Source organism: Nitratireductor sp. XY-223, assembly GCF_004959855.1.
In the GTDB taxonomy this organism is placed as follows: domain Bacteria; phylum Pseudomonadota; class Alphaproteobacteria; order Rhizobiales; family Rhizobiaceae; genus Hoeflea_A.
The window spans coordinates 495875-520616 of the sequence record NZ_SPNT01000002.1; the positions used below are offsets into that span (position 1 = coordinate 495875).

Genomic DNA, 24742 nt, shown 5'->3' on the forward strand with positions numbered 1-24742 from the left:
CTACGCGCGGCCCTTTCTCGCGGCAGTGACGTTCTTTCCGGCCAGGACCAGCGACAGGGGAATAACCACGACAAAACCCAGGATTCGGCTGAGCGACATGGCCAGCAACGTAGCGGCCGGCGCCAGGGCGACGATCGGCGCAATGGCGGCCGAGACAAGTTCGCGGATTCCCAGTCCCGCCGGAACGATGGCGACCGCCGAGCCGACAACCGCCGATATGGTCAAGACGGAGGCCTGCAGGAATTGTGTGGCTTCTCCAATCGCCGCAAAACAGAGCCAGATCCGCACCGCATCCAGCAGCAGCATCAGCGTTTTCGCCAAGGCCATCCCGATGGCGTAGCGCAGCCTGCCGAACTGGCGGGCCGCGGCATACAGTGTGAATGCCAGTCCGACGGATCCCATCGCCACCATGACCGGCCCGATCAGCCCGCTTTGCAGCAGATAAAGCGCCCCGCCGGCGAAGACCGCCGATGCCGACAGCCAGATCGAAAAGGAATATGCGGTTGCCGAGGCGCCGTGAAGGTAGCTCGATCCCATGGATTTGAGCGCCGCCATACGCACCATGACGGCACCGGGAAGCGGTAGCATGTTGGCGGCACTGCCGGCGATCGTGATCTCCAGCGCCTTGGAGAAAGCGACGCTGTGACCCAGCAGGCGTACCGACAGCCAGAATTCAAGCGCGTTCGCCAGAATTGTCGCCGGAATCGCGAGCGCCAGGCTCAAGACGATGGGCCAGGCCGTCAGATCGGACCACACATCGGGCCTGGCGCGCACCGCCACGACCAAACCCGCCAGGAATACCAGCGCGGCACCGGCAAAAATGATCGCGCGGGACCTCGGTTGAGCTAGCTTTTCCGTCAGGCCGGCGACGCCGCGCTGGAGTTCCCTCAACGCGGCCACCGACGCGTTCGTCGACAAGTGCATCTATTCCGTTTCCTACGCGCTTCCGTAACCAGGAGAACGGGTGAGAAAATACCGGACAGGCGACGACCAGTCGTCCTGTCGCTGTTGGCGCCTTTGACTTTCCGCGAGATTGTTAAACAGGTCGTTAATCTTATCCGGGCATAGGTCGGTGACAAACGCGGGAGACCGTCAAGGACATGTTTCTGATCACCCATGCATTCAGCCGGCAAAACGCGGGAGACGGCCTGCTTGTCGACCTGACCTACGAGGCGCTGGCCGATGCGGGGATCGAAGGGGACGAATGCGCGCTCCTGGCGCTCGACGCGCCGTCCTTCAGCGATCTGCAACGGGTCTATCAGGCGCCCGGAGAGGCGCGCGGCCGGCCCAGCTTCAGACTTCTGCGGCCGGCAGTCGAGCTGTTGTCCGATGCGGCAGCCGCGATGCTTGGAAGAAAGCACGGTTTTGGATCCGTCGCCCGGTTGTTCGAACGGGCGGAAGGCATAATTTCGGTCGGCGGCGGCTACCTGGTGGCCGATTCCACGACGCGGAAGTTCGGCGTCATGTTCAATCACCTTCTCCAGTTGCGGGCGGCTGCCCGGTGCGCATTGCCGACGGTCTATCTGCCGCAAAGTATCGGTCCCCTGGAAGGGGTCGTCGGGCATTGGACACGGTCAGCGCTGAAACGCATCGACAGGGTCTATGTGCGGGACAATCAAAGCCTTGCGGAACTGGATTTTCCCAACGTCGCGCGCTGCTCGGATCTTGCCATCCTGAAGCTGGCGCGGGAACTGTCGTCGATCGAATTCGCCGACCAGGGCGGCGGGATCATCCTTGTCGGGCGGGAATTGCCGAATGCAGGCGACTACGAAGACAGGCTGCTGGCCCTGCACCAACAGCTGCCAGGAAGCCGGTGGGCGGTGCAGGCGGATGTCTCCGGCCCCCGCAGTGACCGGCACTTCTACCGCACGCTGGGTCTTTCCGATGCGGGCACACTGGCGCAATTGACCGAGGCCCGAACCGCCGACACCGTGGTTTCCGTGCGACTGCACGGGGCAATCGGCGCATTGCTGTCCGGTCGCCCGGCCATACACCTTGCCTATGAGCGGAAAGGCTGGGGCGCCTATGAGGACCTCGGACTGCAGGACTACGTTCACGATGCACGCAGCTTTGACGTACCGACCGTCGTTCAGAAGGTGCAGGCCCTTCAGTCGGACCCGGAGCCGTTCTGGTCGCGCGTCAGGGCTGCCGCTCCCGCGCTGCAATCCCAGTACGACCAGATGATCGCCGAACTGGCGCAGCGCCTCCGGCGGCGCTGACGGACCGGCTCAACCGGACCAGCCGAGCGCGGCGACATATTCGCCGATCAGCTTCGGCCAGGCATAGCGCTTCATTGTGTTCTTCAACCGCTGCGACCGGGCCTCGATTTCGTCGGGCGTCAGGGCCAGCATCTCGTTCAAAATGGTCCTGAATGCCGCCGTGTCGCGCGGATCCTCAATGAAAAAGACGTCTTCCCTGATCGTCTGCCATTCCGGCAGCAACTCGATATTGGTGTCCCGGCTCACGGCAACGATTTTCCCAAGGCAGAGCGCTTCAAGGAGCGCAACCGGCAAACCCTCGACATCCCCGGCATCCGCGACGGAGGAGAACACCATGAACCGCGCCGAATCGAGAAATTGCCGCTTTTCCTCGCCCGCCAGGAAACCGGTAAAGACGAGGTCTCCGTCAAAGGGCATGTCCTGGAGCGATTGGCGCAATTCACCGTCGCCGGCGATCCCGACCCTGACCGGCCTGTCGGCGAACGACAAGCCATTCGCCGCGCGCAGGAACAGGTCGACGCCCTTCTTGCGCGACAGCCGGCAGATCATGGCGAGGTCGAAGCGCGCGTCCCCGGCATTTGCTCCGGTTTCATCGACGCCGGACAGGCTGGGGCTGACGCCCATCGGCAGAACATGGATTCGCTCCCCGATCTCATTTCTTTCCGTCGCATCGAACAGGCCGAGCGCGTATTCCTTCTGATCTCGGTTGACGCAGAACATGCATTCGGCATTGCGAATGATATGCCGCGCGACCATCCGTCCCGGCGCTCCGAGTTTTGAAAACACCGTCAGGTCAGACGAGTGGTTGTGAATGACGTAGGGCGTCTTTCGAATGGCGTGTATCACGGCGGCGATAATGCCCTGCGGCATGATCCAGTGGGCGTAGATCATGTCCGGCGGTTGTTTGCGCATGCGCTTGAGGACGGCCGTCAACTGGCACAGCAGCAGCGTCGGGATCTGGACCGCGAGGAGCGGATTTTTCCTCAGATTGGGCAAAATCGCCGGATAGGCCAGCGCCTGGGCGGAGGCTGGGAAGAAATACCGGTAGCGCCGCACCTCCACGCCGTCGAGGTTCTCGGCGGTGCGCGAACCCTTGTCATGGGGCGCAATGATGCAGACATCGCTGCGGGTGCTTTGCTGCAGCGCCTGCGCCTGTTCCAGAACAAAGGCGGGCTGCTGGTCCCCCTTGTGGCGGGGCAGCGTCGAGGCGAGCATCAATACGTTCATGTTTCGGGTCTCCGTGCGCCGCAGCTTGGAGCAAATCCCTAAATATTGTTTGAAATGAACGAAGAAACCTGCCGGCGGCTGTGCCGGACGCTGCGTGTGCGGCAAAATCGGTGTTCTTTAGCCGGCTAACGTTGAATTGTTAGAGCTTGCGCAGCGCCACCTGCTCGACCAGGTGGTCATCGCCCTTGTGCAGGATGAGGTCGGCGCGGGGCCGCGTGGGCAGGATGTTCTCGCGCAGGTTCCTCAGGTTGATGTTCTCCCAAAGGCCGTTGGCGATGGCCAGCGCCGCGTCCTCCGAGATGGTGGAATAGCGGTGGAAGAAAGATTGCGGGTTCTTGAACGCCGTCTCGCGCAGCCGCATGAAGCGCTCCACGTACCAATTGTGGATGCGCTCCTCCTGGGCGTCGATATAGATCGAGAAGTCGAAGAAATCCGACACGAAGGGTATGATCTTGCCGTCCTCGGGAAGGTCGCGGACCTGCAGGACATTGATGCCCTCGAAGATCAGGATATCGGGGCGGTCGATGACGACGAACTCGCCCGGCATGACGTCATAGGTCAGGTGCGAATAGCAGGGCGCCTTGACGTTGGGGCGCCCGGCCTTGATATCGGACAGGAACTTCAGAACCGAGCTGACGTCGTAGCTCTCGGGAAACCCCTTGCGGTCCATCAGGTTCTCGCGGCGCAGCACCTCGTTGGGCAACAGGAACCCGTCGGTCGTCACCAGATCGACCTTGGGGCTGCCGGACCAGCGGGTCAGGAGCTCCTTCAGGATACGCGCCGTCGTCGACTTGCCGACGGCGACGGAGCCGGCGATGCCAATAATGTACGGTGTCTTGGTGACATTCGGCAGCGACAGGAAGTTGCGGCGCTGGTCAAACAGCAGTTTGGACGCCTCGACATGGGCATAGAGCAGCCGCGACAGCGACAGATAGATGCGCCGCACCTCCTCAAGATCCACCGGGTCGTTCAGCGAACGCAGACGCTCGACCTCGTCCCCCGTCAGGGTCATCGGCGTGTCGTCGCGGAACTCCGCCCAGCGCTCGGCCGTGAAGAATCGGTAGGGCGAATAATCGCCCGGCTCGAAATGATTGAGCTCTTCCTGCGGCCAGTCCCTGACGTCGTCGTTCATGATCCTGCGCGGCTCGCTTTCTCCTCAAGCCCCGAACGGGCGGTGCGGCTTTCAAGCTCGGCCATGACATCATCGAGGGAAATGCCGGCGATATTGAGTACGACAAGCAGATGGTAGAGAACGTCCGCCGCTTCGCCGGTCAGACCCTCCCGATCGCCGGTTACAGCGGCGATCGCCGCCTCGACCGCTTCCTCGCCGAGTTTCTGCGCCGCCTTGTTCTGTCCCTTCGCGACGAGCCTTGCCGTCCAGGACTCATCCACCGGCGCGCCCGCGCGGGCGGCGATGACAGTTTCCAGATCGGCAAGCGTGAATGCGCTCATAAACAGCTCCGCATTGTCTCAAATGGCTCAGTCCAGCCGCATGGCAATACCGGCACCGGCCATATGTTTCTTGGCTTCCTCAATCGTATAGGTGCCGAAATGAAAAATCGAGGCCGCCAGAACCGCGGTGGCATGGCCGTCCCGCACCCCTTCGACCAGGTGATCGAGCGTTCCGACGCCGCCCGAAGCGATGACCGGCACGCTGACCGCGTCCGCCACGGCGCGCGTCAGGGGAATGTTGTAGCCGAGCTTGGTGCCGTCGCGGTCCATCGAGGTGAGCATGATCTCGCCGGCGCCGAGTTCGACGACCTTGCGGGCGAAATCGACCGCGTCGATGCCGGTCGGCACCCGGCCGCCGTGGGTGAATATCTCCCAGCGGCCCGGCTCGCCCGGCTGCGAGACCGTCTTGGCATCGATCGAAACGACGATGCACTGATTGCCGAACTTGTCGGCCGCCTCGCCGACGAACTCGGGGTTCTTGACCGCGGTCGTGTTGATCGAGACCTTGTCGGCGCCGGCAAGCAGCAGCTTGCGTATGTCGGCGATCGTGCGCACCCCGCCGCCCACCGTCAGCGGCATGAAGCACTGTTCGGCGGTGCGCGCGACCACATCGAAAATGGTGTCGCGGTTGTCCGACGAAGCGGTGATGTCGAGGAAGCAAAGCTCGTCGGCGCCCGCCGCATCGTAGATCCGCGCCGCCTCGACCGGATCGCCCGCATCGATCAGGTCGACGAAGTTCACGCCCTTGACGACACGGCCGTCCTTGACGTCCAGGCAGGGGATAATGCGCGCCTTCAGGGTCATTTGCCGTTTTCCCGCGCTTTCGACAGCAGTTCCAGCGCCTCTTCAGGGTCGATGCGGCCATCATAGAGTGCGCGGCCCGAAATCGCACCTTCAAGCCGCGCCGCATCGGGCATGGTCATGCGCACGATGTCGGCCATGGAAGCAAGGCCGCCGGAGGCGATCACCGGGATGGTCACCGCGTCGGCGAGCGCCAGGGTCGATTCCCAGTTGATGCCGGTCAGAACCCCGTCCCGGTCGATATCGGTATAGATGATCGCCGCGACGCCGGCACCTTCGAAACGTCCGGCCAGCTCCGCGGCCTCGAGCTCGGATGCTTCGGCCCAGCCCTCGACCGCCACCTTGCCGCCGCGCGCATCGATGCCGACCGCGATCCTGCCGGGAAACCGTCGGCAGGCCTCCCGGACGAGATCCGGATCGCGCACCGCGACCGTTCCTAATATGACGCGGGCGAGGCCCTTCGCGAGCCAGGCCTCGATATGCTCCAGCGAGCGGATGCCGCCGCCGAGCTGCACCGGATTGCCGGTCGCTTTCAGGATCGCGTCGACAGCGTCGCCGTTGACGCTCCGTCCGGCGAACGCGCCGTTCAGGTCGACCACGTGAAGCCAGTCGAAACCCTGTGCCTCGAAGGCGGCCGCCTGCGCAGCCGGATCGGCGTTGTAGACCGTCGCCGAATCCATTTCGCCGAGCTTGAGGCGCACGCATTCGCCGTCTTTAAGATCAATGGCCGGGAACAGTATCATGGGGTCCACTTCAGGAAGTTGGCGATCAGCGCGAGGCCGAGCTTCTGGCTCTTTTCGGGGTGAAACTGAGTGCCTGCCCGGTTTTCGTGCGCAACGGCCGCGGTGACGGGACCGCCATAGTCCGTGACCGCGACGGCGTCCGACGCGTCCTCGGTATCCAGATAGTAGGAATGCACGAAATAGGCGTGCAAGCCGCCGGGGCCGGTGGCGATGCCGTCGAACAGCGGGTGCTTGCGCTGCAGGTCCAGCGTGTTCCAGCCGATCTGCGGTATCTTGAGGCTCGGATCCTCGGGTTCCATGATCCGGACGTCGCCGCGGATCCAGCCGAAGCCGGGCGTTTCGACCTTTTCCAGCCCGCGCGTCGCCATCAGCTGCATGCCGACGCAGATGCCGAGAAACGGGCGTGCCTTTTTCTCGACCGCCTCGAAGAGCGCCTCCTCCATGCCGTCGACGGCCATAAGGCCGCTGCGGCAGTCGGCAAATGCGCCGACGCCCGGCAGGACGACACGATCCGCATCGGCAACGATCTGCGGCGCATCGGTCAGGATAATCTCGGCATCCAAGCCGCTTTCCCGCGCGGCGCGCTCAAAGGCCTTGGTGGCCGAGCGCAGATTGCCGGACCCGTAGTCGATAATGGCGACTTTCATGCAGGTTCAACCCTTGTTGTCGTAGTCCAGCAGGCCGAGAGCGGGCCCCGTTGCGGCCGAAGCCGATCCGGTTGCCGCAGCCTTGCCGAAAACCGGCGCAGGCCTCGACGTTTCTTGCGGCGCCGGCGCATCGGCGGAGAAATAGATCTCCTCGGCGGTGGCGTGGTCCGGCGCCTCGATGACGGCACGCATTTCCCAGCCCTGGCGTTCCTTTTTCGCGATGCGCCAGTTGTTGCCCTCAAGCGCGACAAACAGCGAAATCATGACCGACGACACCGTAAGGACCGTCGACCAGGCCGGCATTTGTCCGATGGCAACCGCGATCCCCACTGAAATAAGCAACAGCATCGCCGCGGCAAACCACAGCCGGTTCCACAGCAGCCAGATGACGGGAACGATCAGCGCGAACAGCGAAAAGCCGTCGCGGATGAGCACAGCGCGGTCATCCATTTCTCCGCTTTCGGGCGGCGTGAGTACCACATAACTAGCCATGGATAGCGCGCCTCAGGCCAGCGTCCCCTTTGTCGACGGAATGCGACCGGCCTGGCGCGGATCGATCTCGGTGGCCGTGCGCAGCACCCTTGCGACCGCCTTGAAACAGGTCTCCGCGATATGGTGGTTGTTTGCGCCATAAAGGTTCGTCACGTGCAGCGTGATGCCGGCATTCTGCGCCAGCGCCTGGAAGAACTCCCGGCAAAGCTCGGTGTCGAACGTGCCGATCTTCGCCGAATCGAACTCCGCGTCCCAGACCAGGTACGGCCGGCCGGACACATCGATCGCGGCCGTCGTCAAGGTCTCGTCCATCGCCAGGTCCAGCGACGCGTAGCGCACGATGCCGCGGCGCTCACCCAGTGCCTTGGCAATGGCAAGGCCGATGGCGATGCCGGTATCCTCGACGGTGTGGTGGTCGTCGATATGAAGGTCGCCCTTCGCCGAAATATCCATGTCGATCAGCGAATGGCGGGAAAGCTGCTCCAGCATATGGTCGAAAAAGCCGATCCCGGTGTCGATTTTCGACGTGCCCGTGCCGTCGATGTCGATCTTCACCGAAATATCCGTCTCATTCGTCTTGCGGGCCACTTCGGCCACGCGGTTTTGCCGGTTGTCAGCCATACGGCATACTCCAAGGACTGCAGTTGGGGGCTGCATAACAGGGCGGCGGCAAAATATCCAGAAAAGCCTGCAGGGCGTTCGGGGGATTTGCAATGCGGCGCAAGCGTCTTACATAGGAGTGCCTGACCGGCCCGAGCGGCCGTCGAAATATCGAAGGAAGTACCCGATGAGTGAACATGATCCCCAGGGCACCATGCATGCCACAACCATTATCACCGTGCGCAAGGGCAACCAGGTGGTGATGGCGGGCGACGGCCAGGTCAGTCTCGGACAGACGATCATGAAGGGCAATGCGCGGAAAGTCCGGCGCATCAGCTCGGCAAAATCGGGCGGCGGCGAGGTGATCGCCGGATTTGCCGGTGCCACGGCCGATGCCTTCACGCTCATGGAACGGCTGGAGGCCAAGCTCGAACAGTATCCGGGTCAGTTGATGCGCGCCTGTGTGGAACTGGCCAAGGACTGGCGCACGGACCGCTATCTGCGCCGGTTGGAAGCCATGATGCTGGTGGCCGATGCGACAACCACCCTGGCGCTGACGGGGACCGGCGACGTTCTGGAGCCGGAATTCGGCGCCATCGCCATCGGCTCGGGCGGCAACTACGCCTACGCGGCGGCGCGGGCCTTGATGGACAGCGACAAGAGCGCCGAGGAGATCGCCCGCCGCGCCATGGAAATCGCCGGCGAAATCTGCGTCTACACCAATGACAGTATCGTCATCGAAACGCTTGAGGCCGAAGGCTCGTAGGGCTTGCAATAGCGCGCAGGCACCCGATATGCCTATTTGGGAGCGCCCGGCGCTCCACCCGTTCAAGACAGGTTCCAGACCATGACCAACTACTCACCGCGCGAGATCGTTTCCGAACTCGACCGCTACATCATCGGCCAGAAGGACGCGAAGCGCGCCGTCGCCATCGCCCTTCGCAATCGCTGGCGCCGGCAACAGCTCGAGGGCAACCTGCGCGACGAGGTCATGCCGAAGAACATCCTGATGATCGGGCCGACCGGGGTGGGCAAGACCGAAATCTCGCGCCGGCTCGCCAAGCTGGCGGGCGCCCCCTTCATCAAGGTGGAAGCGACCAAGTTCACCGAGGTCGGCTATGTCGGCCGCGACGTCGAGCAGATCGTCCGCGATCTTGTCGAGGTCGGCATCGCGCTGGTCAAGGACAAGAAGCGCGAGGAAGTCAAGGCCAAGGCGCATCTGAACGCCGAGGAACGGGTTCTCGACGCACTGGTCGGCTCGACCGCTTCGCCGTCGACCCGCGAATCCTTCCGCACCAAGCTGCGCGACGGCCAGCTCGATGACAAGGAGATCGAGATCGAGGTGGCCGACACGGGATCGGGCATGCCCAATTTCGAAATCCCGGGCATGCCGGGCGCCAATATCGGCGTGCTCAACCTTTCGGACATGCTGGGCAAGGCAATGGGCCAGCCGCAGAAGAAGATCCGGACGACCGTCAAGGATTCCTATGCGCAGCTGATCAACGACGAATCGGAGAAGCTGCTCGACCAGGACCAGATCACGCAGGAAGCCATGCGCATCGCCCAAAATGACGGGATCGTCTTCCTCGACGAGATCGACAAGATCGCGGCGCGGGACGGCGGCATGGGCGCCGGCGTGTCGCGCGAGGGCGTGCAGCGCGACTTGCTTCCCCTCGTCGAGGGCACAACGGTCGCGACCAAATACGGACCGGTGAAGACCGACCACATCCTGTTCATCGCCTCAGGTGCCTTCCACGTCTCGAAACCCTCCGACCTGTTGCCCGAACTGCAGGGCCGCCTGCCGATCCGGGTCGAGCTCAGGGCGCTGAACAAGGAGGATTTCAGACGCATCCTGACCGAAACCGAGGCAAGCCTGATCAAACAGTACGTGGCGCTGATGGCCACCGAGGAGGTGACCCTGAGCTACACGGAGGACGCCATCGACGCGCTGGCGGACGTGGCCGTCGAGCTCAACAGCAGCGTCGAAAACATCGGCGCGCGGCGGCTGCAGACGGTCATGGAACGGGTGCTCGACGACATCTCCTACGAGGCGCCCGACAAGTCAGGCACCGAATTCGTCATCGATGCGGATTATGTGCGAAAGCATGTCGGCGACCTCGCCAAGGATGCAGATCTGTCACGTTACATTCTGTGACTTTTGCGCATCGGTGACTAAGGAAAGCCAACAATCGATCCAATAAGTCCCCGGCGGCGGCAAGAATTACTCGACATTTCAGGTATTTTTTCTAGAGTTCGAGCAATCAAAAATTGCCGGGGGAGCCGTCTGGATGGTGCGTCGCCATCTGTTATATGCAGTCAGCGTTGCGCTCAGCCTCACGCTCCTCGCCGAGTCGCCGGCCAGCGCCAAGCCGCTGATGGTTCCGGAGGGCAACCGCAACAAGGTTCAACCGAAAATACCGGGCGCCTCGGTCAAGCGGACCAAGCAGACCAAATCGACCTTCGACCGCAAATACGAGAAAATCCGGGACCTTCTGAAGCGGGATGAGAAGCTGCGCGGCAAGATCGTCGCCGTCGCCGAGACCTATGGGATCGATCCGCTGCATATCGTTGGCGCGCTGGTCGGCGAGCACACCTACAACGTTGACGCCTATGACCGACTGCAGGCCTATTACGTCAAGGCCGTCTCCTATGCCGCAGGCGGCATCGACTTCCGCTACGACGGCGAGGACGTCGACGAATTCATCCAGCGCGAGGCGTTTTCCGAGTGCGCCGAACTGACCGGCTCCTTCGAAGTGTGGTCCTGCCGCGAGGCCGTGTGGAACGAGACCTTCCGCAACCGGACCGTCGACGGCAAGCGGTTCCCCGACGACCGGTTCAGCGCCGTCTTCTTCCAGCCCTATTATGCCGGGCAGACTTTCGGCCTCGGCCAGCTCAACCCGCTGACCGCGCTCAAGCTGACGGATCTCGTCAACGAGGTCTCAGGCTACAAGAAACTGTCGCATCAGCGCGGCGACGACGTCTACAAGGCGATCATGAACCCGGACATCACGCTCGCCTATGTCGCGGCGGCGCTGCGCAATTCGATCGACGTCTACGGCGATATCGCCGGCTTCGACATCTCGGAGAACCCGGGCATCACCGCGACGCTCTACAATGTCGGCAGTCCGGACGTCCGCGCCAAGGCGCTGGCGCGGACCAATCGCAGCCGCAAGGCAAAGGGCCTGCGGCCCCGCTATCCGCAGGAGAACTATTACGGCTGGCTGGTCAACGACAAGCTCGAAGAGCTCAAGGAGCTCTTTTAAGCGAATTTCGGCTGCCGGACCCCGACGGCGGCTACCGCTTGCGGTCCTTCGTCGCGCTGTCCAGCGTTTCCTGAAGCTGCCTGATATCCCCGCGTTTCAGTTTTCCGATCCACATGGACAGGCTGTTGGCGAACTCCGTCGCCTCTGCGGAAAGGCCGGCTGTGTCGATCGTGACACGCGGATGTGAGAGCGCCGCCAGGCGCTGCAGTTCCTCGGCGTCGTCCCAGATGACATTGAAAAAGCCGATTATGCGTTGCAGCATTTCCCAGCTCGGCTGGCCGCGATGGCCGTGCTCAAGCGCCGACAGGTAGGCGGGAGATACGCCGATGGCCTGCGCCATCTGTTTCTGGGTGATACCGCGCTCGGCGCGCAGCCTTCGGATTTCTTCGCCGAAGGGGGTCATTTCTCTCGTGCCTTTCGTTTCAACCGGACATAGAGCGCGCCGTCGCCGCCATGGCCGCGGGCCGCCGGCTCGACGCCGGAGGCGAGTTCCCTGAAGGCCGCGAATGCGAGCCATCTCGGCACCGCGCTGCGCAGCACGCCCTGGCCGCCGCGCGCCGTGCCCTTGCCGGTGATGACCAGGACGTGGCGCAGGCCGCGTGCATGGGCGCGGCGCAAGAAACCGAGCAGCAGGTCGTGCGCCTCATCCTGTTTCAGGCCGTGCAGGTCGATCCGGGCCTCCAGCGGCAACCGGCCCTTGGCGATTTTCCGATAGACCGAACGGTCTATCGGATTGAGGGATTGGCCGCCGCCCGGTTTCGATGCGGGGCCCAAACTCCGCTGCGCCGTACCGGTTTTAGACTGGACAGTCGAGTCCTTTGTGTTTTTTCCCTTTTTTTCAACGGGTTCCGGCTCTTCCGCTTGCAGGGATTCGAGACGGCCGGGATAGGCATCGACGGTCCTTGCGACCTGGCCCCACAATATGCGGTCTTCCTTCGACAGGCTTTTCTTCGGGCCGCTCACGCGATCAGCCTCCGGGCCGCCTGCTTCGGCGCAAGGACATGAAAGACCGCCGGGTTCTTGACCGTTCCGGCCTTTTCACCGGCCTCGGCCCCGGTGCCGACAAAAATATCGCCGCGCGCCGGGCCGAGGATCGCCGAACCGGTGTCCTGGGCAATCATCAGCCGCTGGAACGGGCCGTCATCCAGATGGACCAGGCTTTGTGCGCAGACGTGAATGGGCGTGCCGTAGGTGTGGATGAACCGGTCGACGGCCAGCGATCGTCCGGGTATCAGCGGCACTTTCGCGGCGGCGATCTGGCCCCTTTGCGGATCGGAGACTGCGGCCCTCCGGAAGAAGATGTAGGAGCGGTTCTGCCACAAAATCTCGTCGATCCGTGCCGGATGATCGGCCAGCCATTTGCGAAGGCTCTGCATGGAGACGGTTTGCGGATCCTGTTCGCCCAGCGCGACAAGGACGCGGCCGATCGCCGTGAAGGGGTGCCCGGACTTTGCCGCGTAGGTGATACGCTCAACGGTGCCGTCCGCATGACGCAGCCGCGCCGCGCCCTGGATATGGGCGAAGAACACGTCGATGCGGCTTTCCGCCCAGGCGATCTCGAGGCTGCGCCCGTCAAGATATCCGCACTCGATCTGCCGGCGGTCCGGATATTCGCCGATGGTGCCCGCGTCGTGGCGCCCGAAGGCGAACCCGCGGTCCATGCCGGGCGGACGGTTGGTGTCATCGACGGCGACGAGATCGTCCGGCCGGGCGTGGAAGGGGTGGCGGAACCGTTCGGTGCGGACAGCGGAGACATCGATCTCCGGCTCGTAATAGGCCGTCACGAAGCCGGACTCGCCCTCGGCGGGCCGGATCCGCAGCGGCACGAAATGGTCCTCAAAGAATCGGCGGGCATCCTGCGCGTTTGCCGGCGGATCGGCCCGCAGCGCCGCGACCGGGGGTGCGAAGTCCCGCCAGTGCAGACCAAGGGTTCCGCTCTTGTAGGGTTTGACCGCTTCAGCGTGGCGGACGCATTCGTCAAGGCCGATCAAAATTTCTGACGGATTGTCGTAATTCCAGCCCGGCAGGTCATCGAACGACACCGGGATGAGACGGGCGGCCATGCGGAATTCCGATCAGTCTTCCGATTCGGTCGCGATCAGCTTCCAGTTCGGGTCGCGCGAGCGTGTGTCGCGCGCAAAGGTCCAAACGTCGTTGACCTCGCCGACACTGTCCGGGTCGCCGTCGACGACATTGCCGTCCTTGTCATAGGTGGCGGTGATCAGCTGGCTGGCGATGCGCATCGTGATATTGGCTTCGGTGCCCTTCATCTCGGCCTGGATGATATCGGCCTTGCCGATACCGACAAAGGAAGACTTGATGGTTTCCGACCGCGCGTCGCGCTCCTTGATGGCCGAAACGAACCCGTCATAGACCTCCTTCGAAAGCAGCGAGCGCAAGGTCTTCTTGTCGCCGTCCGCATAGGCGTTGACGATCATCTCATAGGCCATCTTGGCGCCGCCGACGAACTCCTCGGGATCGAAGCCGGCATCGGACTGTATGACGGTGCGCAGCGCCTTGTTCAGATCGGAACCCGGCTCGCAATAGGCGTCGGCCGCCGCAAATCGCTCGTCGGACGGTTTGTCGCCGTCGCGCCGCGGCAGTGTGATGACCTTGCTGTCGTCCCCGTCGCCGGCCGCCTGATCGCCCTCGCGGGCGCTATAGGGATCGAACGGCGGCCTTTCATTGCCGGTGCGGCGCCCCAGCACATTGCGCAGCTGCAGGAAAATAATGACCGCGGCCACGAAGAAAAAGACGGTTACAAAATCAAAGGAGCCCATATTGCCTGGTACCGGTACGAGATCTGGTCCTGGAGCACCCGCCCCAACACCTTCCATATAGTCTGTTGCCACCGATCATTCAAATCCTGTTTCGAGGCCGATGCAACCGGACGATGCGGGGAATTCTAGGCCTTCTCGGGCACCGGCGATTGATTTTCGTCAAACAGGCTTAACGGGACACTATATAGGGCGTAACACGTCGTTTTCGAACGGTCGTATTCAACGCCGTACCGTGCGATGCTCGTGCTTCAGATTGCCGTCAAAGGGATGCCGCCCAAATGCCATTTACCCTCGTTCCCCTGCTGCTCCTCATCGTCCCGCTGGCGGAAATCGGTGCGTTCATCATTATCGGCCGGGAGATCGGCGTCTTCTGGACGCTGGCCATGGTATTCGCCACCGCCGTTGTCGGCTCGATCCTTTTGCGTATCCAGGGCTTCGGGCTCATCAACCGCATCAGGCAGGAGACGGAGGCCGGCCGGGTACCGGGACGCGAGCTCGTGCACGGCGTGATGATCCTGATTGCCGGCGTGCTGCTGCTGACGCCCGGTTTCATCACCGATGCCATCGGCTTCCTGCTGTTCGTTCCGGCGATCAGAGACGCAGGCTGGGCACTGATCAGGAACCGCATCACGATCGTATCCGACCGCGGTTTCGCCCGCGGCGGCTTCGGAAACAACACCCGGCAGGACGGATCGCCCACCATCGACCTCGACGACGAGGAATTCTCGCGCGATCCGAATTCCGACTCGCCCTGGAACAAGGAATGACCTGTCCCGCGGGCGCCGTTTGCGGCAGCGGAAAGCAGGCAGCTCCCCGCCGAACCGTCGGAGGATTTTGGTTGTAAGCGCAGGACCGAAATGCTAGCCAGTGGCCGACACAAGGCCGGTCGGCCGACATTGCAGTAATCAAGGACAGTTTTATGGCCAAGCAGCCCGATCCGAATATCCCCGAAGGCGCGTCTCCGGAAGGGGCGGAAGCCGGCAACGGCACGGCGCCGACACTGAATGTGCTGGCGCAATACATCAAGGATCTTTCCTTCGAGAATCCGAATGCGCCGCAGTCGCTGACGCAGCGCGAAAAAGGCCCGGCCATCAACATAAATGTCAACGTCAATGCCAACCCGCTGTCACAGACCGACTACGATGTGGTCCTCACGCTCAACGCCGAAGCCAAGGACGGCGAAAAGGTGGTCTTCAATGTGGAGCTGATCTACGGCGGGGTCTTCCGCATCCAGGGCTTCCCGCAGGAACACATGCTGCCGCTGCTGTTCATCGAATGCCCGCGCTTGCTGTTCCCCTTCGCGCGGCAGATCGTTGCCGACGCGACCCGCAACGGAGGCTTCCCGCCGCTGATGATCGATCCGATCGATTTTGCCCAGATGTTCGCGCAGCGCATGGCCGAGGAGCAGGCCAAGGCAAAGGTCTAGGCGCCGCCCGTCACCAACTGACGGTTATTCTACCCGGCATACCGGTTCCAGAGGGCCTTGTCACCGAGGCCCTCTTTCAGTTTGCGGTGGGCAACAATTTCCGCATCGCTCAGTCTTGGCGCCAGGGGCGACGGGCGCGGACCGGTGCTTTCCGTGACGTTGCGCCGGCTCTGCACAGACGCCCCCGCATCGGCCTCGGTGAGGCCGAGTGCAGCCTGCCGGCCGCCATTCATCTCGATATAGACTTCGGCCAGGAGCTCGGCATCGAGCAGCGCACCGTGCTTGGTGCGGTGTGAATTGTCGATGCCGTAGCGCTTGCACAGCGCGTCCAGCGAGTTCGGTCCCATCGGATGGCGCCGGCGTGCAAGGGCCAGGGTGTCGACGACGCGGCCCGGGTCAATGGGCGGCAGTCCGAGGCGGGCATATTCGGCGTTGATGAAGCCGATATCGAAATTCGCGTTGTGGGCAACCAGCTTGGCGCCGTCGAATAGCGCGCTCATGTCCCCGATGATCTCTGCAAACACCGGCTTGTCCTGCAGGAACTCGTCGGTGATGCCGTGGACCGCCAGCGCCTCGGGATGGACCTTCTGTCCCTGCGCGTTGATATAGACGTGGAATGTGCGCCCGGTCGGAAACTTGTTGGAGAGCTCGACACCGCCGATCTCGATGACCCGGTCTGACTGATTGTCCAGCCCCGTCGTTTCGGTATCGAACACGATTTCACGCATGGCCGCTATCCTCTTTGATCAGCGCGTCGACGAGCGCGTCGATCTGGTGCCTGGTCTCTTCAAAGGTGCCTGACGTATCGATAACGAAATCGGCGCGGGCGCGCTTTTCCGAATCAGGCACCTGTCGTGCCAGTATGGCCTCGAATTTCTCCTCCGTCATTCCGGGACGTCGCAGGACGCGCTCCTTCTGCAATTCCGGCGAACAGGAGACGACGACGACCTTGTCGACCGACTTTTCTCCGCCGCTCTCGAAAAGCAGCGGTATGTCCAAAACGACGGCTGGCATTCCGGCCTGCCGCTGGGTCTCGACAAACTGTTTTCGCTCCTCTTCGACAAGCGGATGGACAATGGCCTCCAGCCTGCGGAAGGCCTCCTCATCGCCCAACACAGCCCCCGACAACCGGTCCCGGTCGACAACGCCGTCGACAACCGTGCCCGGAAACGCGCCTTCGATCAGCGGCGCGGCCCGGCCGGCGTATAGCGCGTGCACAATCTCGTCGGCGCTGATGACCGGAATACCGCGATCGGAAAACATTTCGCCGGCTGTCGATTTTCCCATTCCGATCGATCCCGTCAGGCCAAGGACAATCATTCGCCATCCTCCAGATCCCGCACGACGAGGTCCCGCAATTCGCCGGTGACCTGCGGGCGCACGCCGAACCACTTTTCGAAGCCAGGCACCGCCTGATGCAGTAGCATGCCGAGGCCGTCCACCACCTGCAGGCCTTGCGACCGGGCCATCCGCAGGATCGGCGTGACAAGCGGCGTGTAGACGATATCGGTCACCACCGCACCCTTCGACATTCCGGAGAAGTCGATCTCGGGGACCTGGGTGCCCTCCATGCCGAGCGCGCTCGTATTGACGAAAAGACCGGCCCCGGCCGTGACCTCGTTCAGGGCACCCAGCCCATGCGCGCGGATGCCGGCGCCGAAGCGGTCCGCCAGTTCGACGGCCCGTTCGACCGTCCGGTTGACGATGTGTATGTTGCTGACGCCGCGGTCGCGGACGGTCTGGATGATCGCGCGGCTGGCGCCGCCGGCGCCGAGGATGACGGCCGTGTCGGCATCGACCCAGCCGGGCGACCATTGATCGAGATTGGCGCAAAAGCCGTAACCGTCGGTGTTGGTCGCCATCAGCCGACCGTCCTCGCGCCAGAGCGTATTGGCGGCGCCAAGCTCTGTAGCAATGGCATCGGCATGATCGGCAAGCTCAAAGGCGGCGCGCTTGTGCGGGATGGTGACATTGCCGCCGGTAAAGCCGCTGCTGCCGTCGGCAACGGATTTCAGGAAATCGGCGAAGTCCTGCGGGGCCACATCGACCGCTTCGTAGCTGCCGTCGATACCGGCCTCACGCAGCCAGTGGCCATGGATCATCGGTGAGCGCGAGTGCCCGATCGGGTGGCCGGTCACAAAGGCGCGGATCGTTTCAGCCATCGATCGCTCCAAGGTCGCGCAGGGCGGCAAGCAGGGGAAGCATCGGCAGGCCGATGATGGTGAAATAGTCGCCGTCGATCTTGTCGAAGAGCTGCACGCCGATGCCTTCCAGCTGGTAGGCGCCGACGCTCGTCAGCGCCGCATCGCCGACCCGCGAAAGGTAGCGGCCGATATAACCGGGCTCCAGCGGCCGCATCGTGAGGCTTGCAATGCCCACATGCTGCCAGAGCGTCTCGCCGTCACGCACGATGACGACGGCGCTGTTGAGCTGGTGGGTCTTGCCCGAGAGCTTTAAGAGATGCCGGCGCGCGCCCTCCATGTCGGCGGGCTTGTGAAAGATCTCGTCTCCCAGCGAAAGGGTCTGGTCGGAGCCGATGACAAGCGCGCCCGGTCTCTCACCGCCGACATCCGTTGCCTTGGCGAGCGCCAGCACCAGGGCCGCGTCCTCGGGGCTGACACCGCTTTTCAGCAGCGGCGCCTCCACCGCGCGCTCGTCTATGTCCGCCGCCTGCGCCTCGAAATCGATCCCGGCGTTTTTCAGCAACGCTCTGCGAAATGGGCTGGCGGAGGCCAGGACCAGTTTTGACCGCATCGGCAAATCCTTTTCGGCAATCGGTCCCTCGGCCTAACGCGCCTTGACGCCAAGCGCAAGAATCGCGGCAGCGGTTTCCTCAATCGACCTTCGGCTGACGTCGATGGTCGGCCAGTTGTGGCGTTCGCACAGGTTGCGCGCGTATTTGAGCTCCTCGGCAATGGCCACGCGGTCGACATAGTCGTCGCCCGTATAGCCCTGCATTGTGCCGAGGACGCGGTTCTTGCGCACCTGCGAGATCCGGTCCGCCGTCGCGACGAGGCCGACGATCAGCGGGTGCTCGGCGGTCTCGAGAACGGCCGGCAACGGAACATTGAAAACAATGGGGATGTTGGCGGTCTTGTAGCCGCGGTTGGCAAGATAGATGCTGGTCGGCGTCTTCGATGTCCGGCTGATGCCGACGAGCACGATGTCTGCTTCCTCGATATCGGCGGGCAACTGGCCGTCGTCGTGCTCCATGGTGAAGTTCAGCGCCTCCATGCGCCGAAAATATTCCGCATTCAGCGAATGCTGCGCGCCGACGCGGTGCTCTGCCCGCGGACCGAGATAGGACTGGAAGGTGGAGATCACCGGATCGAGCACCGATACGCAAGGAATGTTCATTTCCCGGCAGCGGTCGCTGATCATCTGCGAAAGCTCGGTATCGACAACCGTATAGAGCACGATACCGGGGGCGCCGTCGATCGTGTCGAGCACCGGTTCGAGCTGTTTGATGCTGCGGATCAGCGGGTAGACATGTTCGAGCGCTCGCGTCCCCGTGAACTGCGCGGCGGCGGCGCGGCCGACCGTGATCAGCGTCTCGCCGGTCGAATCGGATATGAGATGCAGGTGGAAATAGTTTTTCGGTCGATCCACAAAATTCGTCCGCTTCTGTTGATAGCTGTGCACGAGCGGGGCCGGTGCGCGCATCTGCAAAACAGGTAAGGGAAAGGGGGCCTGTTTGTCCACACAGGCGATGGAACGGGAGGAATTTCCGGCGGGCCTGTGGATAGGCAGCCATCAACAGGCTATCCAGCTTCGCCCACAGGCCATGCACAGGAGGACATAAGGACGCACAATCGCCAAAGTAATGATTTTCAATGGCTTTTTAGAATTTATCCCGATATTGTCCGCTGCGGACGCATGCGGGATGCGGGATTGTTCCGCAAACCCAATCTGTGGAGTTCTCAGGAAGGATCTTTAATCCTTGAAACCCACCGACTCTAAGAAATAGAAGACTCTTAAATTTCCTTTCTTTTTTAATGTAAGAAGGATCGACGCATGGCGGACAACCGCAAGGTCATGAGGGTATTGAAGGGCGAGACGGTGTTTCCTCCGCCCGTCTGGCTGATGCGGCAGGCCGGCCGGTACCTGCCCGAATATCGGGAGACCAGGAAACAGGCCGGGAGCTTTCTCGATCTTTGCTATTCGCCTGAGCTGGCCACGGAAGTGACGTTGCAGCCGATCCGCCGATACGGCTTTGATGCGGCGATCCTGTTCTCGGACATTCTGGTGATCCCCGACGCGCTCGATCGCGATGTGCGCTTCGAGGAAGGACGCGGTCCGCTGATGACACCGATCGATGCGGCGGGTATCGCGCGGCTCGACGGTTCGAAGATGCTCGACCACCTGGCTCCCGTGCTGGAGACGGTCACACGGCTGCGGAGTGAACTTGCGGCGGAAACGACGCTGCTCGGTTTCTGCGGCGCGCCGTGGACGGTCGCGACCTACATGATCGCCGGGCACGGAACGCCCGACCAGGCGCCGGCGCGGCTCTTCGCCTATCGCGAGCCGGAGGCCTTCGAGGCGCTGCTCGATCTCCTGGCCGAGCTCTCCGCCGACTATCTTAGCGCACAGATCTCGGCCGGTGCCGACGCTGTGCAGATATTTGATTCCTGGGCCGGTGTTCTCGGCGAAACAGAGTTCGAGCGCTTCTGCGTCAAGCCGGTGCGCAAGATCATCGATCGCGTCCGGCAGCGCCATCCCCAGGCGCCTGTCATCGCCTTTGCCAAGGGTGCCGGAACCCTGCTTGCCGAGTACCGGGAAAAGACGGGTGCCGAAGCGATCGGCCTCGACTGGTCTGTTCCCCTTGGTTTCGCCCGGGAACTGCAGGGCGGCGGGCCGGTGCAGGGCAATCTCGATCCGATGCGGGTCGTTGCCGGAGGTCGGGCGCTGGATGACGGAATCGACGCGATATTGGAGACGCTCGGAAAAGGACCGCTGATCTTCAATCTCGGCCACGGGATCACCCCGCAGGCGGATCCGGATCATGTCGCGCATCTGGTGAAACGGGTGCGGGACGCCTAGATTGGGAAAGGCGAACGGGGGGCGCTCACTTTGGCAATGAACGGCAGCACGGGGACCGGGACGGGGAAGAAGGCGGTTACGCGCTCGCGCATCGCGCTGGCCGTCGTTATCGCCGCCGTGGTCGCGCTGATGGTCTGGAACCCGCCGGAACTCTATAACTGGATCAAGGCCGTTCATGTCATCGCCATCATTTCGTGGATGGCCGGCATGCTCTACCTGCCGCGGCTCTTTGTCTATCACAGCGACAGCGAGGTCGGGTCCGAGCAGTCGGAGACCTTCAAGATCATGGAGGCGCGGCTCTACAGGGTGATCATGACGCCGGCCATGGCGATCGCCTGGGTGCTCGGCCTGTGGCTTGCCTGGGACGGTTTCGGCTTCAATGCCGTGTGGCTGTGGCTGAAAATCGCCGCGGTCCTTGCACTTTCCGGTGTGCATGACTATCTGGGCAGGGCGGTGCGCAGGTTCGCCGACGATCATCGCGATCGCGACACGCGGCACTGGCGCCTGATCAACGAGGTCCCGACGGTCCTGATGATCTTCATCGTCGTTATGGTGATCGTCAAACCGTTTTGAGACTTGCCGTTTGCCGCAAAATATGCGACAGGCGGAACACCGGATGCATATCGAAGCGTTTCACGTGAATCGCCCGGCCGAAACTCCCTCCCTGGCATGCGGTGGACAGTCCGACGACTGTCAAAGAATTTCCCCAAGATCGACTACAATCAAAGCCTCCGAATAAAATCTGGAAACCCAATGCAGGAAATGAAGCTTCAAGAGCTTAAGAACAAGACGCCGACCGAGCTGCTCGAATTCGCCGAGACGCTGGAAGTGGAGAATGCCAGCACCATGCGCAAGCAGGAGCTGATGTTCGCCATTCTGAAGAAGCTGGCGGCGCAGGAAATCGAGATCATCGGCGAAGGTGTCGTCGAAATCCTGCAGGACGGTTTCGGGTTCCTCAGGTCGGCCAATGCGAACTATCTGCCGGGTCCGGACGATATCTATATCTCGCCGTCGCAGATCCGGCGCTTTTCGCTGAAAACCGGCGACACGGTCGAGGGGCCGATCCGGGGGCCGAAGGAAGGCGAGCGCTATTTCGCTCTGCTCAAGGTCAACACGATCAATTTCGATGATCCGGAGAAGATTCGTCACAAGACCCACTTCGACAATCTGACGCCGCTCTACCCGGACGAGCGGTTCAACATGGAGTTCGACGACCCGACGTCGAAGGATCTTTCGGCGCGGGTGATCGATCTCGTCGCACCGCTCGGCAAGGGTCAGCGCGGACTGATCGTGGCGCCGCCGCGCACCGGTAAGACGGTGCTGTTGCAGAACATCGCCCATTCGATCACCGCCAATCATCCCGAATGCTATCTCATCGTTCTCCTTATCGACGAGCGTCCGGAGGAAGTCACGGACATGCAGCGCTCGGTGAACGGCGAGGTGGTTTCATCGACCTTTGACGAGCCGGCCGCACGCCACGTCCAGGTGGCCGAGATGGTGATCGAGAAGGCCAAGCGGCTCGTCGAGCACGGGCGCGACGTGGTCATCCTGCTCGATTCCATCACCCGGCTCGGGCGCGCCTACAACACGGTCGTGCCGTCCTCCGGCAAGGTGCTGACCGGCGGTGTCGACGCCAATGCACTGCAGCGGCCGAAGCGCTTCTTCGGTGCGGCCCGCAATATCGAGGAAGGCGGATCGCTGACCATCATCGCGACGGCGCTGATAGATACGGGCAGCCGCATGGACGAGGTGATCTTCGAGGAGTTCAAGGGAACCGGCAACTCGGAAATCGTGCTCGACCGCAAGGTCGCCGACAAGCGTATCTATCCGTCGATGGACATCCTCAAATCAGGTACCCGCAAGGAAGACCTGCTCATACCGAAGCAGGACCTGCAGAAGATCTTCGTACTGCGCCGGATCCTGGCACCGATGGGAACGACGGACGCGATCGAGTTCCTGATTGACAAGCTCAAGCAGACGAAGAACAACGCCGATTTCTTCGATTCGATGAACGCCTAATCGGCCGGTTGGCGCAGGAGCCCCGAGAGGCTATCGGCGTCGAAGACCGGCGGGAGACAGACGGGGCCGCGGCACAAATAAGCCGCCGGCCCCTTTGTTTTGCCGGAGTCGTAATCGGCGGAACCAGGGAGCAGCGCCTGTGCCTCTTTTGCGTTGCGGGCGATCAGGTCCAGCCGTGACGGGTCGGGCATGGAGCGGATGGCTTCGATCATATCCTTAGCCGGATTCACCAGGACCAGCTTCTTCGACTGGCGAACGGTGTCGATGGCATTGACCGCGCCGCTGGCGGCCATCGGGACCTGCCGGACGCGGCCCCAGAGCGAGGCGGAGAACGCTGCCGCCTTCGCCGGCAGGTCGAAATCCGTTGCGATCATCGACAGCCGGCCGATCGCCTCGAGGATCTGTGCCGAGGCCGACGGCGCGGCATCGTCATGCTCGTGCCGGGTGCGCAGCAGGACATCGCTGCTGTCGTCCGCGGTGTAGTAATAGCCGCCCTGCCCGTCGGCATAATGTTCGTCGAGCACCGCCATCCACCGCATCGCCGTATCGCGGTAGGTTTCGTTCAACGTTGCCTCGTAGAGCGCCACCGCGGCATTGATCATCGCGCCGTAATCGGAGGCGAGTGCCGGATAGGTGGTGACGCCGTCGCACCAGGCATGGGCCAGGCGGTCGCCGGTCATCATCGATCCGGTGACAAAGGCGAAGGCCTTCTGCGCCATGGCGATCCAGTCGTCGCGCCCGAGACTGGCGCCGGCCTCGGCCAGCGCCCGGATCATAAGACCGTTCCAGTCGGCAAGGATCTTGTCATCGCGGCCGGGACGCTCGCGACCGTTGCGCAGTGCCAGGAGTTTCCCGCGCGCTTCGGCGAGGCGCGCCTCCGTCTCGTCGTCGGCCTGCGGTGCGCGCAGCCGGTTGAGGATATTCCGGCCTTCCCAGTTTCCGCCCTCGCTGACGTCGTAGTGGCGGCAGAAAATGTCCGCATCATTGCCTAGCGCCGCATCGATCTCGGCCTTGTCCCAGATGTAAAAACGGCCCTCCTCCCCTTCGCTGTCGGCGTCGAGGCTGGAGGCGAAGCCGCCGCCAGGCATCAGCATCTCGGCTTCCAGCCATCCGGCGGTCTCCTCGATCCGGGTGCGGAACAGCGGATGATTGGTCTCGCCATGGGCCCATAGAAGCGCACGGACCAACTGGGCGTTGTCGTAGAGCATCTTTTCGAAATGCGGCACGAGCCAGATCGCATCGACGCAGTAGCGCGCCAGGCCGCCGCCGAGATGGTCGTAGATGCCGCCGGTGATAAGCGCGGTGATCCACTGCATCGCCGTGTCGCCGGAGCGTTGCGATCCGGTGTTGCGCCAGTGCCGCCAGAGCACCTCCAGCATCGAGGCGCTGGGAAATTTCGGCGCGTGGCCGATGCCGCCGTTCTTGCGGTCGACGATCGACAGGATGCCGGTGGCATGGCGGCCGAGGACGTCCTCCTCGGGTTCGGCGGCGATGCCCGCATCCGCCAGTGTCTGCGCCAGGTGGGCGCGAATGGACTGGGTGTTGCGGGCGATCTTGTCGGGCTCTTCGTGGTAGATCTTCGACAGGCTCTTGAGCACGGTCACGAAGTCGGGCCGGCCGTGGCTCGCCGTCTTCGGGAAATAGGTCCCTCCCCAGAAGGGCTCTCCCTCGGGGTTCAGGAATATGGTTAACGGCCAGCCGCCCTGCTCGCCCATGGCATGGAGCGCCGCCATGTAGATCTGGTCGATATCGCTGCGCTCCTCGCGGTCGACCTTGATGTTCACATAGAGCTCGTTCATCACCGCCGCGGTGTCCGGATCCTCGAAGCTCTCATGCGCCATGACATGGCACCAGTGGCACGCCGCGTAACCGATCGAAAGCAATATGGGCTTGCCGGAGCGTTTCGCCTCATTTAAGGCAGCCTCACCCCATATCTGCCAGTGGACGGGGTTGTCCTTGTGCTGCTGCAGATAGGGGCTCGCCGACCGGCTGAGCACGTTGGTCAATTGCGATGGGGTCATGATGCACCGGCG

28 protein-coding genes are annotated in these 24742 nt (G+C 62.8%); 9 read left to right on the top strand and 19 right to left on the bottom strand.

Annotated features, from left to right (window positions below):
• Complete coding sequence (locus E4M07_RS08910) at window positions 1-924, bottom strand: lysylphosphatidylglycerol synthase domain-containing protein (RefSeq protein WP_136657955.1); 924 nt, start codon at window positions 922-924, stop codon at window positions 1-3.
• A 176-nt stretch (window positions 925-1100) separates the two neighbouring features.
• Here E4M07_RS08910 and E4M07_RS08915 point away from each other — a divergent pair, with 176 nt between their 5' ends.
• Window positions 1101-2219 (top strand): polysaccharide pyruvyl transferase family protein, encoded by a 1119-nt coding sequence (locus E4M07_RS08915; protein ID WP_136657956.1) that lies wholly within the window; start codon window positions 1101-1103, stop codon window positions 2217-2219.
• 9 nt (window positions 2220-2228) lie between these two features.
• On the opposite strand, the gene E4M07_RS08920 is transcribed toward E4M07_RS08915, so the two are convergent.
• The 8 genes from E4M07_RS08920 to hisB all read right to left on the bottom strand — a co-directional run bounded on the left by E4M07_RS08920 (window position 2229) and on the right by hisB (window position 8202).
• Window positions 2229-3446 carry a glycosyltransferase gene (locus tag E4M07_RS08920; protein ID WP_136657957.1) on the bottom strand — a complete coding sequence of 406 codons (1218 nt, stop codon included), beginning with the start codon at window positions 3444-3446 and terminating at the stop codon, window positions 2229-2231.
• 139 nt (window positions 3447-3585) lie between these two features.
• Entirely contained in the window at window positions 3586-4578 is a 993-nt protein-coding gene (gene coaA / locus E4M07_RS08925; RefSeq protein ID WP_136657958.1) for a type I pantothenate kinase, read from the bottom strand.
• On the bottom strand, window positions 4575-4898 hold the full coding sequence (locus E4M07_RS08930; protein ID WP_136657959.1) for a phosphoribosyl-ATP diphosphatase: 324 nt from the start codon (window positions 4896-4898) through the stop codon (window positions 4575-4577). The genes coaA and E4M07_RS08930 overlap by 4 nt, the downstream gene beginning before the upstream one ends.
• Before the next feature lie 27 nt (window positions 4899-4925).
• On the bottom strand, window positions 4926-5702 hold the full coding sequence (gene hisF / locus E4M07_RS08935; RefSeq protein WP_136657960.1) for an imidazole glycerol phosphate synthase subunit HisF: 777 nt from the start codon (window positions 5700-5702) through the stop codon (window positions 4926-4928).
• Entirely contained in the window at window positions 5699-6442 is a 744-nt protein-coding gene (hisA, locus tag E4M07_RS08940; protein WP_136657961.1) for a 1-(5-phosphoribosyl)-5-[(5-phosphoribosylamino)methylideneamino]imidazole-4-carboxamide isomerase, read from the bottom strand. Before hisA ends, hisF begins: the two co-directional genes overlap by 4 nt.
• Window positions 6439-7089 carry an imidazole glycerol phosphate synthase subunit HisH gene (hisH, locus tag E4M07_RS08945; RefSeq protein WP_136657962.1) on the bottom strand — a complete coding sequence of 217 codons (651 nt, stop codon included), beginning with the start codon at window positions 7087-7089 and terminating at the stop codon, window positions 6439-6441. Before hisH ends, hisA begins: the two co-directional genes overlap by 4 nt.
• 6 nt (window positions 7090-7095) lie before the next feature.
• Window positions 7096-7581, bottom strand: coding sequence for a DUF2628 domain-containing protein (locus E4M07_RS08950; RefSeq protein WP_136657963.1), 486 nt, complete (start codon window positions 7579-7581; stop codon window positions 7096-7098).
• Between the two features lie 12 nt (window positions 7582-7593).
• Window positions 7594-8202, bottom strand: a complete 609-nt coding sequence (gene hisB / locus E4M07_RS08955; protein WP_136657964.1) for an imidazoleglycerol-phosphate dehydratase HisB — start codon at window positions 8200-8202, stop codon at window positions 7594-7596.
• 166 nt (window positions 8203-8368) lie between these two features.
• Between hisB and hslV the strand changes: the two genes are divergently transcribed.
• The 3 genes from hslV to E4M07_RS08970 all read left to right on the top strand — a co-directional run bounded on the left by hslV (window position 8369) and on the right by E4M07_RS08970 (window position 11444).
• Window positions 8369-8947 carry an ATP-dependent protease subunit HslV gene (gene hslV, locus E4M07_RS08960; RefSeq protein WP_136657965.1) on the top strand — a complete coding sequence of 193 codons (579 nt, stop codon included), beginning with the start codon at window positions 8369-8371 and terminating at the stop codon, window positions 8945-8947.
• 81 nt (window positions 8948-9028) lie between these two features.
• Complete coding sequence (gene hslU, locus E4M07_RS08965; protein WP_136657966.1) at window positions 9029-10336, top strand: ATP-dependent protease ATPase subunit HslU; 1308 nt, start codon at window positions 9029-9031, stop codon at window positions 10334-10336.
• 133 nt (window positions 10337-10469) lie between these two features.
• Window positions 10470-11444, top strand: coding sequence for a DUF1402 family protein (locus tag E4M07_RS08970; RefSeq protein WP_136657967.1), 975 nt, complete (start codon window positions 10470-10472; stop codon window positions 11442-11444).
• 31 nt (window positions 11445-11475) lie between these two features.
• Here the strand turns inward: E4M07_RS08970 and E4M07_RS08975 are convergent, their stop codons facing one another.
• From E4M07_RS08975 to E4M07_RS08990, 4 genes are read right to left on the bottom strand one after another with little or no spacing between them, the layout of a single operon-like run.
• Entirely contained in the window at window positions 11476-11847 is a 372-nt protein-coding gene (locus tag E4M07_RS08975) for a helix-turn-helix transcriptional regulator (protein WP_136657968.1), read from the bottom strand.
• Entirely contained in the window at window positions 11844-12407 is a 564-nt protein-coding gene (locus E4M07_RS08980) for a Smr/MutS family protein (RefSeq protein WP_136657969.1), read from the bottom strand. Before E4M07_RS08980 ends, E4M07_RS08975 begins: the two co-directional genes overlap by 4 nt.
• The gene (locus tag E4M07_RS08985; RefSeq protein WP_136657970.1) at window positions 12404-13507 is read right to left on the bottom strand and encodes a murein transglycosylase A; all 1104 of its coding nucleotides are present in this window, start codon (window positions 13505-13507) and stop codon (window positions 12404-12406) included. The genes E4M07_RS08980 and E4M07_RS08985 overlap by 4 nt, the downstream gene beginning before the upstream one ends.
• 12 nt (window positions 13508-13519) lie before the next feature.
• Window positions 13520-14224, bottom strand: coding sequence for a Tim44/TimA family putative adaptor protein (locus tag E4M07_RS08990; RefSeq protein ID WP_136657971.1), 705 nt, complete (start codon window positions 14222-14224; stop codon window positions 13520-13522).
• A gap of 278 nt (window positions 14225-14502) precedes the next feature.
• Between E4M07_RS08990 and E4M07_RS08995 the strand changes: the two genes are divergently transcribed.
• Window positions 14503-14991 carry an FxsA family protein gene (locus tag E4M07_RS08995; protein ID WP_136657972.1) on the top strand — a complete coding sequence of 163 codons (489 nt, stop codon included), beginning with the start codon at window positions 14503-14505 and terminating at the stop codon, window positions 14989-14991.
• A 152-nt stretch (window positions 14992-15143) separates the two neighbouring features.
• Window positions 15144-15650, top strand: coding sequence for a protein-export chaperone SecB (secB, locus tag E4M07_RS09000; protein ID WP_136657973.1), 507 nt, complete (start codon window positions 15144-15146; stop codon window positions 15648-15650).
• A 29-nt stretch (window positions 15651-15679) separates the two neighbouring features.
• On the opposite strand, the gene dnaQ is transcribed toward secB, so the two are convergent.
• The 5 genes from dnaQ to E4M07_RS09025 are packed head-to-tail and all read right to left on the bottom strand — an operon-like array spanning window position 15680 to window position 19259.
• Window positions 15680-16378: a DNA polymerase III subunit epsilon gene (gene dnaQ, locus E4M07_RS09005; RefSeq protein ID WP_136657974.1), complete on the bottom strand. Its 699-nt coding sequence runs from the start codon at window positions 16376-16378 to the stop codon at window positions 15680-15682.
• A complete protein-coding gene (gene coaE, locus E4M07_RS09010; RefSeq protein ID WP_136657975.1) occupies window positions 16371-16970 on the bottom strand; it encodes a dephospho-CoA kinase in 600 nt (199 codons plus the stop codon). Before coaE ends, dnaQ begins: the two co-directional genes overlap by 8 nt.
• Window positions 16967-17812, bottom strand: coding sequence for a shikimate dehydrogenase (locus tag E4M07_RS09015; RefSeq protein WP_136657976.1), 846 nt, complete (start codon window positions 17810-17812; stop codon window positions 16967-16969). The genes coaE and E4M07_RS09015 overlap by 4 nt, the downstream gene beginning before the upstream one ends.
• On the bottom strand, window positions 17805-18404 hold the full coding sequence (locus tag E4M07_RS09020; protein ID WP_136657977.1) for a Maf-like protein: 600 nt from the start codon (window positions 18402-18404) through the stop codon (window positions 17805-17807). The genes E4M07_RS09015 and E4M07_RS09020 overlap by 8 nt, the downstream gene beginning before the upstream one ends.
• 33 nt (window positions 18405-18437) lie before the next feature.
• The gene (locus E4M07_RS09025; RefSeq protein WP_136657978.1) at window positions 18438-19259 is read right to left on the bottom strand and encodes a pyruvate, water dikinase regulatory protein; all 822 of its coding nucleotides are present in this window, start codon (window positions 19257-19259) and stop codon (window positions 18438-18440) included.
• Between the two features lie 405 nt (window positions 19260-19664).
• Here E4M07_RS09025 and hemE point away from each other — a divergent pair, with 405 nt between their 5' ends.
• The 3 genes from hemE to rho all read left to right on the top strand — a co-directional run bounded on the left by hemE (window position 19665) and on the right by rho (window position 22709).
• The gene (gene hemE / locus E4M07_RS09030; RefSeq protein WP_136657979.1) at window positions 19665-20690 is read left to right on the top strand and encodes a uroporphyrinogen decarboxylase; all 1026 of its coding nucleotides are present in this window, start codon (window positions 19665-19667) and stop codon (window positions 20688-20690) included.
• Window positions 20691-20726: 36 nt separating this feature from the next.
• Window positions 20727-21263 carry a protoporphyrinogen oxidase HemJ gene (gene hemJ, locus E4M07_RS09035; protein ID WP_136657980.1) on the top strand — a complete coding sequence of 179 codons (537 nt, stop codon included), beginning with the start codon at window positions 20727-20729 and terminating at the stop codon, window positions 21261-21263.
• A 180-nt stretch (window positions 21264-21443) separates the two neighbouring features.
• Window positions 21444-22709 (top strand): transcription termination factor Rho, encoded by a 1266-nt coding sequence (gene rho / locus E4M07_RS09040; RefSeq protein WP_136657981.1) that lies wholly within the window; start codon window positions 21444-21446, stop codon window positions 22707-22709.
• On the opposite strand, the gene E4M07_RS09045 is transcribed toward rho, so the two are convergent.
• Window positions 22706-24730, bottom strand: coding sequence for a thioredoxin domain-containing protein (locus E4M07_RS09045; RefSeq protein WP_136657982.1), 2025 nt, complete (start codon window positions 24728-24730; stop codon window positions 22706-22708). The two genes, rho and E4M07_RS09045, sit on opposite strands and share 4 nt — an antisense overlap.
• Between the last annotated feature and the right edge of the window lie 12 nt (window positions 24731-24742).

Excerpts from the sequence above, each read along its gene's own strand:
- secB (WP_136657973.1), top strand. The coding sequence starts at position 15,144 with ATGGCCAAGCAGCCCGATCCGAATATCCCCGAAGGCGCGTCTCCGGAA.
- E4M07_RS08990 (WP_136657971.1), bottom strand. The coding sequence starts at position 14,224 with ATGGGCTCCTTTGATTTTGTAACCGTCTTTTTCTTCGTGGCCGCGGTC.
- rho (WP_136657981.1), top strand. The coding sequence starts at position 21,444 with ATGCAGGAAATGAAGCTTCAAGAGCTTAAGAACAAGACGCCGACCGAG.
- hisB (WP_136657964.1), bottom strand. The coding sequence starts at position 8,202 with ATGGCTGACAACCGGCAAAACCGCGTGGCCGAAGTGGCCCGCAAGACG.
- E4M07_RS08950 (WP_136657963.1), bottom strand. The coding sequence starts at position 7,581 with ATGGCTAGTTATGTGGTACTCACGCCGCCCGAAAGCGGAGAAATGGAT.
- E4M07_RS09020 (WP_136657977.1), bottom strand. The coding sequence starts at position 18,404 with ATGCGGTCAAAACTGGTCCTGGCCTCCGCCAGCCCATTTCGCAGAGCG.
- E4M07_RS08920 (WP_136657957.1), bottom strand. The coding sequence starts at position 3,446 with ATGAACGTATTGATGCTCGCCTCGACGCTGCCCCGCCACAAGGGGGAC.
- E4M07_RS08915 (WP_136657956.1), top strand. The coding sequence starts at position 1,101 with ATGTTTCTGATCACCCATGCATTCAGCCGGCAAAACGCGGGAGACGGC.
- hemE (WP_136657979.1), top strand. The coding sequence starts at position 19,665 with ATGGCGGACAACCGCAAGGTCATGAGGGTATTGAAGGGCGAGACGGTG.
- coaE (WP_136657975.1), bottom strand. The coding sequence starts at position 16,970 with ATGATTGTCCTTGGCCTGACGGGATCGATCGGAATGGGAAAATCGACA.
- hisF (WP_136657960.1), bottom strand. The coding sequence starts at position 5,702 with ATGACCCTGAAGGCGCGCATTATCCCCTGCCTGGACGTCAAGGACGGC.
- E4M07_RS08970 (WP_136657967.1), top strand. The coding sequence starts at position 10,470 with ATGGTGCGTCGCCATCTGTTATATGCAGTCAGCGTTGCGCTCAGCCTC.
- hslV (WP_136657965.1), top strand. The coding sequence starts at position 8,369 with ATGAGTGAACATGATCCCCAGGGCACCATGCATGCCACAACCATTATC.
- E4M07_RS08910 (WP_136657955.1), bottom strand. The coding sequence starts at position 924 with ATGCACTTGTCGACGAACGCGTCGGTGGCCGCGTTGAGGGAACTCCAG.
- E4M07_RS08985 (WP_136657970.1), bottom strand. The coding sequence starts at position 13,507 with ATGGCCGCCCGTCTCATCCCGGTGTCGTTCGATGACCTGCCGGGCTGG.
- hisA (WP_136657961.1), bottom strand. The coding sequence starts at position 6,442 with ATGATACTGTTCCCGGCCATTGATCTTAAAGACGGCGAATGCGTGCGC.
- hemJ (WP_136657980.1), top strand. The coding sequence starts at position 20,727 with ATGAACGGCAGCACGGGGACCGGGACGGGGAAGAAGGCGGTTACGCGC.
- E4M07_RS09015 (WP_136657976.1), bottom strand. The coding sequence starts at position 17,812 with ATGGCTGAAACGATCCGCGCCTTTGTGACCGGCCACCCGATCGGGCAC.
- E4M07_RS08930 (WP_136657959.1), bottom strand. The coding sequence starts at position 4,898 with ATGAGCGCATTCACGCTTGCCGATCTGGAAACTGTCATCGCCGCCCGC.
- hslU (WP_136657966.1), top strand. The coding sequence starts at position 9,029 with ATGACCAACTACTCACCGCGCGAGATCGTTTCCGAACTCGACCGCTAC.
- E4M07_RS09045 (WP_136657982.1), bottom strand. The coding sequence starts at position 24,730 with ATGACCCCATCGCAATTGACCAACGTGCTCAGCCGGTCGGCGAGCCCC.
- dnaQ (WP_136657974.1), bottom strand. The coding sequence starts at position 16,378 with ATGCGTGAAATCGTGTTCGATACCGAAACGACGGGGCTGGACAATCAG.
- E4M07_RS08995 (WP_136657972.1), top strand. The coding sequence starts at position 14,503 with ATGCCATTTACCCTCGTTCCCCTGCTGCTCCTCATCGTCCCGCTGGCG.
- E4M07_RS08975 (WP_136657968.1), bottom strand. The coding sequence starts at position 11,847 with ATGACCCCCTTCGGCGAAGAAATCCGAAGGCTGCGCGCCGAGCGCGGT.
- hisH (WP_136657962.1), bottom strand. The coding sequence starts at position 7,089 with ATGAAAGTCGCCATTATCGACTACGGGTCCGGCAATCTGCGCTCGGCC.
- coaA (WP_136657958.1), bottom strand. The coding sequence starts at position 4,578 with ATGAACGACGACGTCAGGGACTGGCCGCAGGAAGAGCTCAATCATTTC.